We start from the raw sequence: 17,640 nt of genomic DNA on the forward strand, positions 1-17,640 counted from the left end.
CTGCTAGAGAGTCCTCATGAAGTGGACCACTGCCGCTGCGAGCGGTGCTGCCGCGCTGGGTGCTATTGCCGTACGGGACCTCACGCAGAAGAAGCATGCGATCAGACGCAACTTCCCCGTGGTGGGCAACCTGCGCTACCTGCTGGAGCGGGTGGGTCCGGAGTTGCGCCAATACATCGTGACCAGCAACGACGAGGAGCGACCGTTCAGCCGCGACCAACGCGCGTGGATCTACCAATCGGCCAAGCGGTTGGACAACTACGTCGGCTTCGGCACCGACAACGACATCGAACACCTCGACGGCTACCCGATCATCAAACATCGCACGTTCATCGGTGAGGGCGTCACGCTCGGTCGGCAACTGCATGGCAGCGTGCCGATCCCTGCGGCCAAGGTGCTCGGAGGTCCGCGCGGTCGCGCGAAGGCGTTCCGCCCGGAGTCGGTCATCAACGTGTCCGCCATGTCGTTCGGGTCGATGTCCTCGGCCGCGATCGAGGCCCTCAACAAGGGCGTCAAACTCGCCGGAGCGATGCACAACACGGGCGAGGGAGGCATGTCCAACCACCACCAGCAGGGCGGCGGTCTGGTGTATCAGATCGGGACGGCGTACTTCGGCTGCCGTGACGAGCAGGGACGCTTCTCGCTCGACAGGCTGGTGGAGCGCATCGCGGACGCGCCGGTCAAGGCGATCGAGATCAAGCTCTCCCAGGGCGCCAAACCGGGGCTGGGCGGCATGCTGCCCGGCGCCAAGGTTTCGGCCGAGATCGCGCAGATCCGCGGCATCCCGGAGGGCAAGGACTGCGCCTCACCGTCGCGGCACACGGCGTTCCACAACACCGACTCCATGCTCGACTTCGTCGAGATGGTGGCCGAGGGGACCGGATTGCCGGTCGGGATCAAGTCCGCCGTCGGCAACCTCGAGTTCTGGCACCTGCTCGCCGAGGGCATGGCCGATCGTCAGCGGGGCGTGGACTTCATCACCGTCGACGGCGGCGAGGGTGGCACCGGTGCGGCGCCGCTGGTGTTCTCGGATTCGGTCGCCTTCCCGTTCCGGATCGGCTTCTCCAAGGTGCACCGGATCTTCACCGACGCCGGACTGGCCGACGACGTGGTCTTCATCGGCTCGGGCAAGTTGGGGGTCCCGGAGAACGCTGTGGTCGCGTTCGCCTTGGGAGTCGACATGATCAACGTCGCGCGTGAGGCGATGATGGCGATCGGGTGCATCCAGGCGCAGAAGTGCCACACCGACCATTGCCCGACCGGTGTTGCCACCCAGAATGACTGGCTCGTGCGCGGTCTCGATCCGGACCTGAAGTCCGTACGCCTGGCGAACTACATCACCTCCTTGCGCCGTGACCTGCTGAAGGTGTCCGAGGCCGTCGGTGTACGCCACCCCGGGCTGATCACGCCCAACGACGTCGAGATCGTGGTGGCCCAGCAGTCGACCAAGAAACTGCACGAGGTCTATGGCTACGACCGGCGTTGCGGCGTGCTGGGTGTCGAACTGGCCCGGGAGATCGACCACCTGATGGAGCAACTCGACTAGCAGCCCACCGGTTCGCTCAGTCGCCGGAAAGCGCGCCGAGGAAGTTGTCGGCCCAGGCGGCCACGTCGTGTTCTCTCACCTGACGGCGCATCGCACGCATCCGTTTGGTCTTCTCTCGCGGCTCGGCGCTCGCCGCCGTCATCAGAGTCGTCTTCATGCCGTTGAGGTCGTACGGATTGACGGTCCAGGCCTGCCGCAACTCGGTGGCGGCACCGGCGAACTCCGAGAGCACCAACGCCCCGTCGTCGTCATAGCGACAGGCGACGTACTCCTTGGCCACCAGGTTCATGCCGTCACGGTAGGGCGTCACCACCATCACGTCGGCGGCGCGATAGAGCGCGGCCATCTCGTCGCGACCGTAGGAAGAGTGGAGGTAGGAGATCACCGGCTGACCGATCCTGCCCAGGTCACCGTTGAGACGTCCCACCAGACGGTCGATCTCGTCACGCAGGCGGCGGTATTGCTCGACCCGCTCACGAGACGGCGTCGCCACCTGGACGAAGACCGCTTCGCCGACGTGCAGGTCGCCCGAGGCGACCAGCTCTCCGAAGGCGCGCAGCCGAGCGAAGATGCCCTTGGTGTAGTCGAGTCGGTCGATGCCCAAGAAGATCGTCTTCGGGTTGCCCAGAGCGTCGCGAATCTCGGCAGCGCGGTCGCTGACCTTCTGCGAGCGGGCCAGGCTCTCGAAACCGCGCGCATCGATCGAGATCGGGAACGCGCTGACCCGCACGTCGCGCCCGTCGGGCATGTGGACGACGTCGCGGGCGGTCTTGTGGCCGACGCGCTGCTTGACCAGGCGTACGAAATTCGCCGCACCGCCGGGGAGTTGGAAGCCGATCAGATCGGCGCCGAGCATCCCTTCGAGGATCCGGCGACGCCAGGGGAGTTGGACGAACAGTTCGCTGGGCGGGAAGGGGATGTGCAGATAGAAGCCGATCCGCAGATCGGGTCGCAGGTCGCGCAACATCTGCGGCACCAACGAGAGCTGGTAGTCCTGCACCCAGACCCGGGCGCCCTCGGCGGCCGTCTGGGCTGCTGCCTCGGCGAAGCGCCGGTTGACGCGTACGTAACTGTCCCACCACTCGCGGTGGAACTCCGGCTTGGCGACGAGGTCGTGATAGAGCGGCCACAAGGTGGCGTTGGAGAAGCCCTCGTAGAACTCCTCGACCTCGTCCTCGGCCAACGTGATCGGGATCAGGGACAGGCCGTCCTCCTCGAACGGGTCCAGATCCTGCTCGGTGCCACCGGGCCAGCCGATCCAGGCCCCGTCGTTGGCGCGCAGGACCGGCTCCAGGGCGGTGACCAGGCCTCCGGGGGAGCGTCGCCACCCGGGGTTGCCGTCGCTGTCGGTGATCCGGTCCACGGGCAGCCGATTCGCCACGATCACGAGGTCGGCCTGGTCGGTCGTACGTCTCGGGCTCACCCGCCCAGAGTAGACATCGGGTCCGCGTACTGTGCTCACCCTCCGGTGACGCGGACGCCGACCTGCGCGCGTAGATCGTCGAGGACTCCCATCAGGTGCAGGCTCTGTTCGTGTGGCACGAGCGGACTCTCCAACAGCCCCTCGGCCAGGCAGCGCTGCACCTCGACCGCCTCGTTGCCCAGCCCCCGGCCGAGCACCGGTGTGGGCGGATCGATGCGGTGAGGTACGCCGTCGCGGTCGGTGAACACGGCGTACGCCGGGTGGTGGGCGTTCGCTGGAATGTCGATCAGGCCCTCGGTCGTGGCGATGGTGGCCGAGCGCGGTGACTGCGAGGTCGTACTCGCGGTGAGTGCACTGAGACCACCGCCAACGTGGCGTCCGGCGATCGCGATGTCGAGGTCGTACCCGCTGTCGGTCACGTCGGCCACCGCGGTCCACCGTTCGCCCGCACCCAGCATCAGGTGCGCGAACGTGACCGGGTAGATGCCCATGTCCAGCAGGGCGCTGGCCCCCAGCGCCGGATCGAAGAGTCGCTCGTGCTCTCGACGGTCGGCGATGAAGCCGAGGTCGGCGTGCACCTGCCGCGGGGTGCCCCACCGGCCGTCGCGTAGACCGGCTTGCAGTTCGCGGATCAGTGGATGGCAGGCCATCCACATCGCCTCCATCAAGAAGACGCCGCGCTCACGAGCCAGGTCGACCAGTTCCTGCGCGCCCGCTCGGGTGAGGGTGATCGGCTTCTCGACCAGGACGGGCTTGCCGGCCTCGAGCGCCGACCTGGCCTGCTCCAGATGAAGGGGGTGTGGCGAGGCGACATAGACGACATCCACCTCCGAGTCGGCGACGAGGGCGTCGTACGACGCGTGGGCGCGACCCCCGAACTCAGACGCGAACGCCGCCGCGCGGCTCGGGTCACGAGAGGCGACCGCGCCCACCTCGGCGCCCGGCACGTGGCGCAGATCGGCGGCGAAGGCTCGGGCGATTTGGCCAGGAGCGAGGATTCCCCAGCGAACGGTTTCGATCACCCGGGCCATGGTGCCGTACGCCGCGCCGTCATTCCTCGGCGTGTCGCGCACGACGCGCGGGGCAGCGAATGACATGCGTGTGATTCCTGGCCTAAAGTGGGAGCACTTCCCTCCACCTGATCTCGTCCCATGGGAGCCACTCCATGACCGCCGCTAATGCGCACACCACTGCCTCCGCGGAGCAGCCGACGCTCAGCGAGCGTGACCTGGACATCTTGGAGTTGGAGCGGCATTGGTGGAAGTACGCCGGCGCGAAGGAGCAGGCGATTCGCGAGAAGTTCGACATGTCGCCCACGCGCTATTACCAGGTGCTCAACGCCCTGATCGACAAGTCGGAGGCCCTGGCCGCCGACCCGTTGCTCGTACGCCGACTGCGTCGCCTGCGGGCCACACGTCAGCGTCAGCGCTCGGCTCGTCGGCTCGGGTTCGAGGTCTGATGTTCGTACGCAATCAGGTGCGCAACGAGCGGGGGGTCGCGTATCCGTCGCCCGTGGTGATGCTGTCGATCATCGCGATCTTCATGGCCGGCCTGGCCTACGTCGCCACCCGCGGGGCCGAGCCCACCGAGCGCGAGATCACGCCGGCCGCAGCCTCGACCGCGTCGTCGTCCCCGACTGCCTCGGCGACCAAGTCGGTCAAGCCGAAGCCGAAGAAGCCGGCCCTTGAGCGCGGCAAGATCTTCGTCGAGGTTTACAACAACACCGGGATCACCGGCCTGGCCGGTCGGGTCAGCACCAAGGCCTCCGACGCCGGCTGGCAGGTGGTCGGCTCCGACAACTGGGTGGGCACCATTCCCGCCAACACCGTCTACTTTCCGCCCAATCTGCGCCGGGCGGGTCGGCAATTGGCGCTCGACCTCGGCATCGCCCGGGTGCAGCCCGCGGTGGCCCCGATGAAGTTTGATCGGCTTACGGTGATTTTGGCCGCGGATCTGGGCTGATCGGCCGTGGTCGAGCGGACCCTGGTCCGCTCAACCCCTGGAGAACCGGGGGCTTAGCGGACACAACGCGTGTCCAGCATGCTTGGCTGGTGGCGTGGAGTTCACGACGACTGATGCTCGCGAACGCTTCGACTCGGTTCGTGAGCACCTGGGTGGGGCGGTGATCGGGCTCGACTTCGACGGGGTGCTGGCGCCTATCGTCGAGGACCCGGCCCGTGCGCGGATTCACCCGCGCGCGCATCAGGTCCTGGTGCCCCTGGCTCGACGGGTGCGTGCCGTCGCCGTGATCACCGGGCGCCCCGCGCGCCAGGCGATCAGTCTGGGTGGTCTCGACGACCTGGGCACTGAATTCGAGCGGATCGGTCGCGAACTGCAGGTCTTCGGGCAGTACGGCAACGAGCACTGGTCTTCTTCCGACTCCAGGATCGTCTCGCCGCGACCGCCGTACGGTCTCTCGACGCTGATCGCGAATCTGCCGCGACTGCTCCGTCAGGCTGACGCGGCCGACGCGACGATCGAGGAGAAGGGGTTGGCGGTCGCGATCCACACCCGCCGCCTGCCCGACCCCAAGGACGCGTTCGAGCGGTTGTTCCCGCTGTTGTCGGCGGCGGCGCTGGACGCCGGTCTCGACGTGGAACCCGGGAAGTTCGTGATCGAGATCCGCTCGGGCGACATGGACAAAGGCAAGGTGGTCGACCGGTTGGTCGCCGAACTCGACCCGACCGCGTTCGTCTTCGCAGGCGACGACCTCGGCGACCTCCCTGCGTACGCATCCCTCGAGCGCCTGGCTCAAGACGGCCTGCCGACACTGCGGGTCTGTTCGGTGTCAGCTGACCACACCGAACTCCAGGCGTACGCCGACCTGGTCGTCCCTGGCCCCGACGGTGTGCTGGATTTCCTGAACGACCTTTCGAGGTAGTCCAGTGCGAAATGGTTGTCCGCGGGGCGGAATCCCGACCATTTCGCACTGAACTACGCATCTCAAAGTATGGATGCATATCCCAAGGAATGAGATCACGATTAGGAGCCACCCGGCTCGCGTCCCTAGAGTTCTGACCAGCTCATCCAGAGGGACTGAGGGAACGGCCCGACGAAGTCCCGGCAACCGCCGCGAGCCTCCCGCACCACGGTGCGGTCGCGGAAACGGTGCCAAATCCGACCCGGTGAGAGTCGCCGGGGCAGATGAGAAGGAGGACTTCCATGAGCGCCGCCACCATCGAGCGAGAAGACTGTCGGACGACGTCTGGTCTGCGCGAGGGAGCCTTCGGCAACGCCCGTACGCTGGCCTGTCGCGAATGCGGCACCGAGGTCGCCCTCGGTCCGTTCTATGCCTGTCCGGAGTGTTTCGGTCCACTTGAGGTGGCGTACGACTTCCCGGCCATCACCCGCGCGGAGATCGAAGCCGGCCCCCGCAACATCTGGCGCTACAAGGCGCTGCTGCCGGTGCCCACCGATATCGAGTCCAGCCCCAACACCGAGCCGGGCTTCACCCGGCTGCTCCTGGCCGACAACCTGGCCACGGAACTCGGCCTGACCAAGCTCTGGGTCAAGGACGACTCCACCAACCCGACCCACTCCTTCAAGGACCGCGTCGTCGCCTGTGCCCTGAGTGCGGCTCGCGAGCTCGACGCCAAGGTCTTCGCCTGCCCGAGCACCGGCAACCTGGCCAACGCCGTCGCTGCGGCTGGTGCGCGCGCCGGGATTCGTACGGTCGTCTTCATCCCCAGCAACCTCGAACACGCCAAGCAGGTCAACAGCGCGGTCTACACCGAGCAGTTGGTGGCGGTCGACGGCAACTACGACGACGTCAACAAACTCGCCTCGGAGATCGCGGGTGAGGAGGAGGGCTGGGCGTTCGTCAACGTCAACGTGCGCCCCTTCTACGCCGAGGGCTCCAAGACGCTGGGCTATGAGATCGCCGAACAACTCGGGTGGCGGCTGCCCGACCAGATCGTCATTCCGGTCGCCTCCGGCTCCCAGTTGACCAAGGTGGACAAGGCGTTCCAGGAACTGATCACGCTCGGTCTGGTCGAGGACAAGCCCTACAAGATCTTCGGCGCGCAGGCGACCGGCTGCTCGCCGGTGAGCACCGCCTTCAAGGCCGACACCGACGCGATCCGGCCGGTCAAGCCCGACACGATTGCCAAGTCGCTGGCCATCGGCAACCCGGCCGACGGCATCTACGTGCTCGACATCTGCCGGCGTACGGGCGGGGCCGTCGAGGACATCACCGACGACGAGGTCCGCGACGGGATCATCCTGCTCGCGCGTACGGAAGGCATCTTCACCGAGACGGCGGGCGGCACCACGGTCGGCGTCCTCAAGAAGCTCGTCGAGACCGGCAAGCTCGACCCCGACGCCGAGACGGTCGTGATCAACACCGGGATGGGCCTGAAGACCCTCGATGCGGTCGCCGACCGCGTCGGACCGGCCGCGACCATCGCCCCGACGTACGCCGCCTTCGCCGCCACCGACCTCGGCAGTTGACTTCCGCGGTGGGGCCTGGGTGGTTTCGAGACGCTCACTGCGTTCGCTCCTCAACCATCGAATACCGACCGGTGGTTTCGAGACGCTCACTGCGTTCGCTCCACCGAATACCGACCACGTCCTCAGCCGTCGAAAGGAACCCCGATGAGCGTTTCAGTGCGAATCCCCACCATCTTGCGCAGCTATACCGGTGGTGAGTCCGAGGTGAGCGCCGAGGGCGCCAACCTGGCCGAAGTGTTGGACGACCTCGACCGCAACTACGAGGGCGTCAAGGGCCGGATCCTCGACGAGGCGGGCAATCTGCGCAGGTTCGTCAACGTCTATGTCGGCAATGACGACGTACGTTTCCTCGACAACTTGGAGACGCCGACGCCCGACGGCGTCCAGATCTCGGTGATCCCCGCTGTCGCGGGCGGCTGAGCGCTGACCTTCGCAGCGTCACCCGTATGGGTGATTTGTGCAGTCGGGCCACAAAGTTCGACCTGGGCATATCCCGCGGCGCGCGCTGACCTCTAGCGTCGACAGGCGGTCGTACGCGATCGCATCGAGGGAGGTCATTCCAGTGCCGGTCAACCGACTCATCAAGACGCTCGCGCGCGCGGTGCCGCTGGTGCTCCTCGCCGCCGCCCTGCAGGTGGTCGCGCTGGCGACCACTCCCGCGTACGCCGCCTCGACCGCCCCGCTCAGCGGCACCGTCACCGACACCGACGCCAACCCGGTCGGGGGAGCCCAGGTCTTCTTGATCCCGCTCGCCGGACGAGAGCCGGTTGCGTCGGTGACGGCCGACGCCAGTGGTGCGTACGAGTTCCTCACCGCGCCCACCGACCCGGTGGGTTATCTGGTGATGGCCCGTTCCCCGCAGGCCGACCCCAAGGCGCCGGCAATGGGCGCGGCGGGGGGCCTCTACAAGCCCAAGGCCACACCGGTCGTACGCAACGTCCAGTTGCCGCCCAGCAACGTGCGCGGCACCGTGACCGCCTCGGACGGCACGCCGAGCGCGGGGGCTGTCGTCCGGCAGTTCGAGAGTTCCTACCCCTGGGCATTGACCTATCCCGACGGCACCTATCGGGCTTGGTTGCAACCGGAGACCTATACCGCCACCGCCGTGCCGTCGGTTGCCGCGCCCACACTCGACGCCGCCCGCACCAAGGAGGCAGTCGTCCCGGAGACCGGCGTGCTCACCCTCGACTTCGCGTTGTCGCAACCCACGGTGCGCGGCGTGGTCCGTGCCCCCGGCGGCGGTCCTGTCGTGGCGGGCGCCCAGGTGCAACTCAAGCCGGCGGCGGGCGGGGTGGCCGATGTGGCGATCTCGCGCAGCGACGGCAGTTTCGGCTTCGCCCCAGCCCCGGGCAGCTATGTGCTGACGGCGCAACCTCCCGACCCCAACGCCAACCTGTGGACCGACGGCAAGACCGCGACGTTCGACGTCACCGCGACCAACACCCCGCTGACCAAGGACGTCGAACTCTCCAACGCCACCGTCACCGGCACCGTACGCAGTGCCGACGGCACACCGCTCAACCGTGCTCAGGTCGTGTTCGTCTCGCATGCCGACTTCGTGGCGTCCACCACGCGTACGAACTCCGCCGGGCAATACGCCTTCAATCTGCCTCCGGGCACCTATGGTGTCGGGGCCTATTCGTCCAGGTCGCATGCCGAGGATCTCGATCTCTATCGCACCGTGACGGTCGAGGCGCTCCCCAAGGTCGTCGATCTGACCCTGGCCAAGCCGAACGTGGTCGGCACCGTGGTGACGGCCGACGGGCTGCCGGTCGCCAATGCGTACGTCAACGCGTACGGCCCCGATGTCGGCTCCGGCGACGACCTGGTGGCATCGGCGTATACCGACGATGACGGAGTCTTCGGGTTGCGGATCGCGGCGGGCGCACAGCGGTTGGTGATCCGGCCGCCGGATTGGGCCTTCGACGCGGAGCGATCGTTCTTCGACATCACCGTGCCAGCAACCGGCGCCCTGAGCCGGACGTTCACGATGGATCGACCGGCAGCACCGACCTACGCCACGCGGCCGGTGGAGATTCAGACCGGCGGTGCGCCGGCCGTACGTGTTCTCGACTCGGTCTTGAGTGCCGACGGCAGTCAGGTGATGGCGTTGGCCACCGACGGCAGTTTGTGTACCGAAGGCTGCTCGGGCGCGGACGGCTGGGTGCTGCACAACCTGGCGACCGGCGACGACAAGCCGCTGCTCGACTCGTCGGGTCAGCCGGTGCGCTTCCAGTACGCCGCCCGACCTGCGCTGTCCGCCACCGGGAGGTATGCGGCCTTCTCGACCCAGCAGCCCGGAGTCGTGGCCGGGGACACCGAATGGGGCTGGGACGGCTTCGTCTTCGATCAGCAGAACGGGAACATCTGGCGGATCAAGCCCGATCCGGCCGCATCAGACGACAACGCACCACCTGACCTCGGCCCGCGGCCCGCGCTGTCTGCTGATGGCAGCGTCTTCGCGGTCGTCCAACGCAGGTACCCCGCCAGCGGCGGCACGTTGTCGCAGATCCTCGTGGTGACCGGTGCCGGGGGAGTCGAGTCGAGCAGACGCGTCATCACCGTGGGCTCGCGGACGGAGACTCCGCAGTTCGCACTCTCGGCCGACGGGAGCACGCTGGCCTGGCTGGAACTGGTCGAAGACAGCCCGCCCTGGCGGCTGCACGTGCTCAATCTGGCGACCGGCGTCGAGGACCCCGTACGCACCCTGCCAGGCGACACCTTCGAGGCGCCCAGCCTGTCGAGCAACGGCAACATCATCGCCTTTGGCGTGGTCGATGACGTGACCAACTTCCGCACCGTGCACGTGCTCAACCGCACCACTGGTGCGGACGTGGTCCCCGACTTCTTGCAACCCGTCCCGGGCAACTCCGGCGCCCTCGACTTCACCCTCGCAGGCGACGGCAGCCACCTCTTCACGCAAGCAGACGGCCCCAAGGCCGGGGAGAGTGATCGCCAACTGTGGCGACTCAACCTGGCGGACAACTCGCACGTTCTGGTCAATGCGCTACCCAATGGACGGCGCGACCTCGACCACCAGCCCCAGAACTTCTCCATCACCGCAGACGGCCAGCGGGCCTCCTGGCGGATCGAGGACAACCCGACCAGCGAACTGGTCGTTGGCGATGCCGACAAGACGGCCCCCACCTGGCCCAGTGGTGCCGCGCTGGCGGCCGAACCGGGAGTGACAGACGCACGCCTCACCTGGCCGGCGGCCACCGACAACGTCGCGGTCGCGGGCTATCACGTCTATCAGGGCAGCACCCTGGTCGGCTCGACGAGCAACCGCCAACTTCGTGTCACCGGCCTGACCGCCGACACCGACTATCACTTCAAGGTCGAAGCCGTCGATGCCGTCGGCAATGAGAGTACGACCGGCCCCACCGTCGACACCCGCACTTTGGACGACACCACCACGACTCTGCGCACCCTCGACCTGACCACGTCGGGAGGCGGGGTGATCAGCGGCAACTGGGAGGCCGCCAGCGGCGCCGACGCGATGGTCGTACGCACCTTCCTCGGCGAGACCCTGGTCGAGGAGCAGACCCTGTCAGCCACCGCCACCAGCTTCCGTGCCGCCGGACTTGCCGCGAACACGACCTTCACCGTGCAGGTCTTCAAGAAGACCGGCTCCACCGTCGCGCCGTACACCCAGATCGGGACGGTCAAGACCGCAGCGCTGAGCTTGGCCGCAGTCAGCATGACTCCCGCCGATCGGGTCTCGGGCAACACCGCGCGCTACGGCACCGCGATCGACCTGGCCGCGACCGCCGAGCCCGGGCGTGAGGTCACCGCGACGGTGACCTATCGATCCTGGTACGACGACGCCCACCACCTCCTCGACGCGCCCCGCGAGATGACCAGCGTCGTACCTCTGTCAGAACACGGTGAAGGCAGCTATCGAGGCGCCTTCAACCTCGTGGACGGTGTCGCCGGAGTGGACCAGGTCAAGGCCACGGTCTCCGACGGTCACGGCACCACTCTCGACCGCACCTCGGGCTCACCCGCGCTCCAAGTCTCCGCCAAGGCGACGGTGACGGTCGGCGCGGCCGGCTCGCTCGTCGGTGGCACCGTCAACGTCGGCAGCGTGACGACGTCGCAATACGCGACCCAGGCCACCAACGGTGGCGAGGCAGCCATCTTCGACGGCTTCAGTGGCGCCGATGACTATGTCGTCACGGCGTACGACTCCTCGCGCCGGGTGGCTGCCAAAGACAGCGCCATCGCGCTGCGCGGCGGGCTGGTCAGCGATGTCGTGGTGGCGCTGCGAGCGCCCGCGAGCCTGAGCGTGATCGCGAAGAAGCCGGGAGGCCAAGCCGCCCAGGGCAGCCTGGCGGTCTACGACTCCAGCAACGACGAGTTCCGAGCCGGCGGAGCCTTGGGTGCTCTCCCCATGACTGTCTCCGGTCTGCGTGCTGGCGATCAGCTCCCGATTGGAGCCGACGTACGACCCCGACGACCTGCTGGTCACGGCTGCGCGCACGGTGACGCTCACGGCCGGTGCGAACTCGATCGACCTGGCGCCTGCCAACCTGCCGCGGACCACGGTGTCCGGCACGGTCACCGACAGCGCCGGTGATGCGGCCGACGGACTGGTCGTCTCGCTCGACCAGGCCAGGCCCGGAGGTGGCTCGCACACCTTCACCGACACCACCGATGCCGCAGGTCGCTATCAGATCTCCGGGCTGCTGCGCCGTGGCCGCGTACGCGTCACCGAAGGCTGGGGAAGTGCGCGTGCTGACGTCGATCTGACCGACGGGCCAGCGACGGCGGATCTGCAACTCGACGGGCCGATCCCTTATCGGATCCACTTCTCGCTCTTCACCCAGACCGGCTCCACCCCCGAAGTCGGCCCGATCGTCATGGATTGGCGCACGGCCGTGCACTACGGCGCCCGCGCGACCCTCGACGGTGTCTCGGCGATGGCCAGCTCGCAGGTCACCGATGGCGCGGGAGCCAGCGTGATCAATGTGTACGGCCGCCCCGGCCAGACCTATGAGTGGTGCCTGACGTCGTACGAACCTCAACTCGTGCCGACCTGTGCCTCCGTGGTGTTGCCGGTCTCGCACGATGTCGACCTGGCCGTCCACGCGGTGGGCGCCAAGGCGATCACGATGCCTGTGCAGGACGCTTCGGGCGCCGCCGTGGGGGGCATTTCGTGGACTCTGTCGCGTCACCAGAGCGACGGCTGGGACGTCGTGTCGAGGCGCAACGGGTGGGCGAGCGTCGAGGATCTCGCGACCAGCCCTGGCGACTATGAACTCCTGGTCACGTCGGGCTCGCTCAGTGGACGCCGCAGCTTCACGGTCGCGCCCAGCGATGACGCGATCACGCTCCAGCCGATGCTGCTGGCCGCCTTGCCGCACTTCGGGGGAGTCGACAACGTGGTGACCGCGCCGGTGCTGTCGGCCCCGCCCCGAGGCAACGTCGAGTTCCGCGCGACGTGGCGAAACCAGGGCTCGGCCTTGACCGGCGTGACGGCCCGCATCGCCGTCCCCGCAGGCACCACCTTGGACCCGGACAGCATCCTGCTCGACGGGAGACCCGTGGTTGCGACCACGCGTGACGGGTTTGTCGATGTTGCCGTCGGGGCTGTGCCGACCGACGGCACGGGGACGCTGCGCTATTGGCTGCGGCTCTCGCCGGAGGCGATCGGAGCGATCGCTGGACGGGTGGACATCAGGTCGGGCAGCACCACCGAGCCGCTCTCGCCGGCCTCGGTCGAGGTCAGCGGCGTCACGATCTCGGGTCCTGCGGCGGTCAACTCCAACCGCGTCAGGCTCAACGGGCGCGCGCCCGCGGGCAATACCGTCGTCATCGCCGATGCGGGAGCCGAGATCGGGCGTACGGTCGCCGGTGCCGGTGGGTTCTGGTCGGTCGTGGTCACTCCACCCGAGCGCGCCGAGCTTGGCGCGGAGCATCAGTTGTCGGCCAGCACGACCGTGGCGGGCGAGACCTACTTCGCCGCCCATTCCGTCACCATCGACGACAGTTATCCGGTGCCGTCGGGCGGCACCATCACCCAGTTCGACCGCGAGCTGCCGACGGGGCGCACGGCGAGTTGGGACACCCAGGACGGCCTGGCCAGCTTCCCGTTCGTCTACGTGCCTGGCCAGCCGATGTCGGTCACGCAGAACTTCACCCATCCCGAACTCGTCAGCAACACCGTCGTCAGGATCGGCGACAACGCGGGCTTTGCCAGCGGCGCGGGGTGGGCGGTGGGTCCGATCTCGGTGGAGTACGACGCCGACCGCGTTCCGATGCGTCTGGACCTCAGTTCACCCACCAGAGCAGCGGTCGCCGGGACGTTGGCACCACAGCTGACCGGCTACACGACCAGCAATGTCTCGGACTTCGCGCCCGACGGGAGCGGTGGGCAGGTGGCGTCGTACGACCTGCGCCTCCCGAGCGCGGGTGGCGCCAACGTGCGCGCCACGTTCTTGACCCAGCAGGTGGAAGGCTTCACCCCGTCAGCAGCCGATCTCGCCGCGCAGCGCAAGAGCGGCGCTCCGATCTGGGGTCTCGACGCCCGCATCGGCACCTCGGACATCACCTACACCTGGCTGATGCCCGCCACTGCCACCGGCTCACGCACGCCGAGCGCGGCGGGTGACACGGTCGTACGCGCCAGCATCAAGCTGGCCTTCGACGGAGCCAGCAACCTCGACTCGGTGCTGTCGGCCTTCGGCTCTGGAGAGAAGTACGAAAAGCTCGGCGACCTGCTCGACGCGTACGACTGTGGACCCGCATCCGGCGGCAACTTCACCAACCGGGCTCGCGCGATCGCCAACCAGGCCGCCGCCTTCGACGTGCTCGGAGCCGCGATGACGGTTGGGGGACTCTTCCTCGGCCCCCTGGGCGCGATCGCGCTCGGCGTCACGGCCTGGGCGATCGACAAGGCCTCGGGGCAGCACATCGACGCCATGACCGAGCAACTGCGTCATGACATGGACGTCAACCCCCGACTGCAAGAAGCGCGAGCAGCCTGAACGCAAGCGCCAGCCGGTGGCCACACCGAAGTGGATCTATGACCCCAGCGGCTATGCGTTCGAGGGAGCGCGCACCCAACGCCTGGAAGGTGTGACGGCGACCTTGCTGCAAGGTGACACCGCAGACGGTCCCTGGCATGTGTGGAATGCCGAGGAGTACGACCAGGTCAACCCGCAGATCACCGACGGTCGCGGACGTTATGGCTGGGACGTGCCCGAGGGCTGGTGGCAGGTCGCGTTCACCAAGGACGGGTACGAGACCTCGCGCAGTCGCGTGCTGCGGGTCCTGCCGCCGCACTTGGACGTCGACGTGCCGATGGTGCGTACGGCGCTGGCAGAGGTCACGTCGGCCGAACTCGCCGACGGTGGCGTCGAGGTGACCTTCGACCGGCTGATGCGCGCCGACTCGTTCGCGTCCGGGATCTCGCTGACCGCCAGTGGCAACCGGATCCCCGGAAACTGGACGCCCCTCGGCGAAGCGACCAGCGAGGCTGGCGACGATCTGGCGAGCGGGGCCAGGTTCGTCCCGAGCTCGACATTCGCCGCCAGTGCGGTGCTGAGGCTCGTCGTCGACGGCGTCACCGACTATGCCGCCCGCCCGATGGCCGCTCCCTACGCCGCCAACCTGAACGTGACCGGGGAGACTGCCCAGGTCCCCGCCGCCCCGACGGACGTCAAGGCCGTCGCGGGCGAGCACAGCGCGACCGTGTCGTGGACGCCTCCGTCCGACAACGGAGCACCGCTCACGCGTTATCTGATCACCCAGGTCGGCAGCGGGCGTACGATCGCGGTCACCGCGCCCGCCACCTCGGCGCAGGTCAAGGACCTGGCCGGGGGAGTGCCGGTCTCGTTCACCGTGACGGCCTACAACGGTGTCGGCGCCGGACCGGCCAGCGCTGCGACGGCATCGGTGACGCCGACCGCGATCGGCCCGGAGACGACGCTCATCAAGCCCCCGTCGGGAGTCGTAGCGCGGACCTCGCTGCCGATGCGGTGGCGCGCCGAGGGCGCGGTCTCGTACGCCTGTCAGCTCGACGGGAGCGCGACGCCGTGCCTGTCTCGTCTCAAGCCGCGGCCGGGGACGCACACGTTCAGCGTCGCGGGCATCGACGCCGAGGGTGACCGCGACGCCACCCCTGCGACCACGACCTGGACGACTCCACTGGGCGCGAAACGCTTGCAGCGGGCCTCCGGGTGGACGCTGGCGCGCAAACGGTGGGCGTACGCGGGCCGCGTCGCGACAGCCTCACGTCGTGGCGCAACGCTGTCGACCAAGGTCCAGCGGGCCGGTCAGGTGGCCGTCGTGGCCACCGTCGGACCTAGGCAGGGCAAGGTTGCTGTCTATCTAGGCAAGAAGAAGATCGGCACCGTGTCGCTGGCGTCCAAGAAGTCGCGGCACTCGCAGGTGAAGATGTTGCCGCGCCTGAAGCGACCTGTGACCGGCAAGGTGCGGATCGTGGTCGTGACGGCTGGGCGGGCGGTCGCCATCGAAGGGTTCGCGGTCGTGACGCACGCGATGCCCACGGGTGGCGCCCCTAGTCTGTGGTGACGTCGAGGAGAGCCGCGTTGCCGCGTGAGTCGATCTTGACCCGCGCGATCGCGGTCTCATCCAGCACCGCCTTCTCGACCTCGATCGCCTTGCCCTGGGGCAGGAACCAGCTCTCGATACCGCAGTCGATCTGCCAGCCGTGGTCGTCGCACGCCAGATAGGGGCCTTGCGCAGGTCGGGTGCGTGACCAGTCACTTGCTGCCCAGACGTCGCCCTGCTTGGTCAACGAGACGAAGACGTCGCCACGATGGCCGTCATCGAGGACACCGAGAGAGGCGCCGTCGTCGCCGCGGCGAAGGTCGGGGTAGCTGAGTGCGACGTACGCCCCGCGGAACGGGTCGATCGGATCGACCGGTCCGACCGTGAATTCGTAGACATCGCCGGTCGTACGCGCCGACAACTGCGGTGCGACAGCGAGGCCGACGCAGGCCAGTTGAACAGCGACCGCTGCGATCAGGCGCTTCATCGGACGACCTCCTCGTCGAGTGTGGCGGCGAGTCGGCGCCGCGCACGATCAAAGCCCCACCCGGTGCCGACCAACACCGCTCCCAGCAGCAGGAAGAGCCAGGCTCCGGTGATGATCTGGCCGAAGACCGCGAAGCTCTGGAAGGTCGTGAAGATCACCAGCGCACCCGTCGCGAGCAGGGTCAGGCGCCACGAGTCGTGCAGGATCCCCGCGACCGCCACCGCGACGGCGAGCGCCACATAGAGGACCACCGCGATAATCACGTGTGCCCAGTCGCCGGCGTTGACGTGCTCCAGATCGGTGTCGGTCACCCAGCGGACCAGGCCGAGGCTGACCACGGCCACGGCGAGCGCGATCAGCGGTTCGAACCGTTCCCAACCCTGACCTCGCCAGAGGGCCGCGGTGAGCGCGAGGCCGGCAAGCGCGACACCGAGCAGCAGCGACCAGTGCGGGTCGAAGGACTCCGGCTCCACGAACGGCAGAGCCGCGAAGAACATCGTGACCAGCACGAACGCGGCGCCGACCTCGCGCCACAGGTCCGCGAAGCGCGGCTCCCACTGTCCGTGGAGCACGCCCAAGCTCACGGCGAGAAGACCGGCGGCGCCCAGGGCCAACACGATCGAGGTCACCTCAGTGGTCTCCCAGGTGGTCTGCCACACGAACCACACCGCGCCCGCGCCGACGCCCACGATGAGCGGCCAGAGCGAGCGGGTTGCGTACGCGAGAGCCAGTGCGCCGACCGCCCACAGGCCGACGAGTTTGGGTTCGTACGCCGCCACTTGCAGGCTCTGCGCGGCCTGGAAGATCACCGCACCGATCAGCAGCGCTGCCACCAGGCGAGCAGCGGCGACCACTGGGTTGCTTTGGCCGAGTCGAGTCGCCAGCAGGTGCGAGCCGAATGTCGCGCCGAGCCAGCAGACGACCACGAGCGCGAAGCGGAGGAGTGGCGAGAGTTGATCGAGGTTGGCAGCCACCAGCCAGATCAGCCCGATGCCGACGAACGTCGCGCCGAGTCCGAGGAGCAGGTAGGTGAGCGAGAAGCGCGCGGGGGTCGGGGCGTACGAGCCGACGATCCGGGTGCTCTGCTCGGGGGTGATCACCCCCTCGGCCTCCCAACGAGCGGCCTGGTCTTGCAGCCAGACGTAATGCGACGCGGAGACAGCGGTCCGAGTTGCTCCGGGGGTTGAGGTGGTCATGTGCTGAGTCTTTCGGATCGAC

General features: G+C 68.0%; 12 protein-coding genes and 1 riboswitch. Of the genes, 8 read left to right on the plus strand and 4 right to left on the minus strand.

Annotated features, from left to right (window positions below; translation table 11 throughout):
* Positions 1-16 precede the first annotated feature (16 nt).
* Positions 17-1,546, plus strand: coding sequence for an FMN-binding glutamate synthase family protein (locus V9G04_13830; GenBank protein ID MEI2714332.1), 1,530 nt, complete (start codon positions 17-19; stop codon positions 1,544-1,546).
* Between the two features lie 16 nt (positions 1,547-1,562).
* On the opposite strand, the gene V9G04_13835 is transcribed toward V9G04_13830, so the two are convergent.
* Both V9G04_13835 and V9G04_13840 read right to left on the minus strand, forming a co-directional pair.
* The gene (locus tag V9G04_13835) at positions 1,563-2,969 is read right to left on the minus strand and encodes a trehalose-6-phosphate synthase (protein MEI2714333.1); all 1,407 of its coding nucleotides are present in this window, start codon (positions 2,967-2,969) and stop codon (positions 1,563-1,565) included.
* A 35-nt stretch (positions 2,970-3,004) separates the two neighbouring features.
* Positions 3,005-4,066: a Gfo/Idh/MocA family oxidoreductase gene (locus V9G04_13840; protein ID MEI2714334.1), complete on the minus strand. Its 1,062-nt coding sequence runs from the start codon at positions 4,064-4,066 to the stop codon at positions 3,005-3,007.
* Positions 4,067-4,134: 68 nt separating this feature from the next.
* On the opposite strand from V9G04_13840, the gene V9G04_13845 reads away from it, so the two are divergent.
* From V9G04_13845 to V9G04_13875, 7 genes are all read left to right on the plus strand, one after another.
* The gene (locus V9G04_13845; protein ID MEI2714335.1) at positions 4,135-4,428 is read left to right on the plus strand and encodes a DUF3263 domain-containing protein; all 294 of its coding nucleotides are present in this window, start codon (positions 4,135-4,137) and stop codon (positions 4,426-4,428) included.
* Positions 4,428-4,931 (plus strand): LytR C-terminal domain-containing protein, encoded by a 504-nt coding sequence (locus tag V9G04_13850; protein ID MEI2714336.1) that lies wholly within the window; start codon positions 4,428-4,430, stop codon positions 4,929-4,931. The genes V9G04_13845 and V9G04_13850 overlap by 1 nt, the downstream gene beginning before the upstream one ends.
* Before the next feature lie 94 nt (positions 4,932-5,025).
* Positions 5,026-5,850 carry a trehalose-phosphatase gene (otsB, locus tag V9G04_13855; GenBank protein ID MEI2714337.1) on the plus strand — a complete coding sequence of 275 codons (825 nt, stop codon included), beginning with the start codon at positions 5,026-5,028 and terminating at the stop codon, positions 5,848-5,850.
* Between the two features lie 139 nt (positions 5,851-5,989).
* Positions 5,990-6,120: riboswitch (SAM riboswitch) on the plus strand.
* 11 nt (positions 6,121-6,131) lie between these two features.
* Positions 6,132-7,418 (plus strand): threonine synthase, encoded by a 1,287-nt coding sequence (gene thrC, locus V9G04_13860; GenBank protein ID MEI2714338.1) that lies wholly within the window; start codon positions 6,132-6,134, stop codon positions 7,416-7,418.
* A gap of 144 nt (positions 7,419-7,562) precedes the next feature.
* Positions 7,563-7,838, plus strand: coding sequence for a MoaD/ThiS family protein (locus V9G04_13865; GenBank protein ID MEI2714339.1), 276 nt, complete (start codon positions 7,563-7,565; stop codon positions 7,836-7,838).
* A gap of 142 nt (positions 7,839-7,980) precedes the next feature.
* Positions 7,981-11,997, plus strand: a complete 4,017-nt coding sequence (locus V9G04_13870) for a carboxypeptidase regulatory-like domain-containing protein (GenBank protein ID MEI2714340.1) — start codon at positions 7,981-7,983, stop codon at positions 11,995-11,997.
* 2,363 nt (positions 11,998-14,360) lie between these two features.
* Entirely contained in the window at positions 14,361-15,956 is a 1,596-nt protein-coding gene (locus V9G04_13875; protein ID MEI2714341.1) for a fibronectin type III domain-containing protein, read from the plus strand.
* Here V9G04_13875 and V9G04_13880 read toward each other — a convergent pair.
* Positions 15,943-16,422, minus strand: a complete 480-nt coding sequence (locus tag V9G04_13880; protein ID MEI2714342.1) for a GDYXXLXY domain-containing protein — start codon at positions 16,420-16,422, stop codon at positions 15,943-15,945. The genes V9G04_13875 and V9G04_13880 overlap by 14 nt on opposite strands.
* Positions 16,419-17,618 carry a DUF2157 domain-containing protein gene (locus tag V9G04_13885; protein MEI2714343.1) on the minus strand — a complete coding sequence of 400 codons (1,200 nt, stop codon included), beginning with the start codon at positions 17,616-17,618 and terminating at the stop codon, positions 16,419-16,421. Before V9G04_13885 ends, V9G04_13880 begins: the two co-directional genes overlap by 4 nt.
* Positions 17,619-17,640 lie beyond the last annotated feature (22 nt).

It is taken from the genome of Nocardioides sp. (assembly GCA_037045645.1).
In the GTDB taxonomy this organism is placed as follows: Bacteria; Actinomycetota; Actinomycetes; order Propionibacteriales; family Nocardioidaceae; genus Nocardioides.